This is a genomic window from Mesorhizobium sp. M1399, from assembly GCF_040317735.1.
Classification (GTDB): Bacteria; Pseudomonadota; Alphaproteobacteria; order Rhizobiales; family Rhizobiaceae; genus Mesorhizobium.
In genome coordinates this window covers 1-597 of the sequence record NZ_JAMYKZ010000082.1, presented here as the reverse complement: position 1 = coordinate 597, position 597 = coordinate 1, and the positions used below count along the sequence as shown (strand labels likewise).

The 597-nt window shown below is 60.6% G+C and carries 1 protein-coding gene and 1 pseudogene; both read left to right on the top strand.

Translation table 11 applies throughout. The features are described 5' to 3' along the window. Nucleotides 1–146 (top strand): annotated as a pseudogene (locus NKH05_RS33020) (IS66-like element accessory protein TnpA); the annotation flags it as partial. Further along, nucleotides 127–480, top strand: coding sequence for an IS66 family insertion sequence element accessory protein TnpB (gene tnpB / locus NKH05_RS33015; protein ID WP_014761846.1), 354 nt, complete (start codon nucleotides 127–129; stop codon nucleotides 478–480). The pseudogene NKH05_RS33020 and the gene tnpB, both read left to right, overlap by 20 nt. Nucleotides 481–597 lie beyond the last annotated feature (117 nt).

Genomic DNA, 597 nt, shown 5'->3' with positions numbered 1-597 from the left:
CATCGAAAAGGACAGCGCCTTTTTCCTCTCCAGCCAAGGTGAGCGCGTCGCTGCCGAACGGCGTGACGTTGACGCTGGAATGCGGTGATGTGGATGCGTTGACGGCGACCATCGGAGCACTGGGTCATGTTCAGACTGGGCGCTGACCTGAAAGTCTACCTGCACCGCGAGCCGATCGACTTTCGGGCCGGCATCAACAGCCTTGCGGTTCTGGTCCAAGAGACGATGGCGCTCGATCCGTTTGCTCCGGCGGTTTTTGCGTTCTGCAATCGCCGTCGCGACCGGATGAAGCTCCTGTTCTTCGATCGGTCGGGCTTTGTGCTGGTCCTGAAGCGGCTGACCGAGGACAAGTTCCGGTGGCCGCGCCGGGAGGCAGCGGTGGTCACGCTTACGACCGAGCAATTGCACTGGATCCTCGACGGCATCGACATCGATGCGATGGTCCGCCATCCGGTGCGGCAATATCAGGTTGCGGGTTGAGGGCTCTCGAATTGAGCGGTTGACGCGGCGGCATGCTTTCGATTCAAGAATCTGATGAATCGACCCGGCGAACCGACTGTTGAAGCGTTGATGGCGCGTATTGCTGCGCTGCAGGCG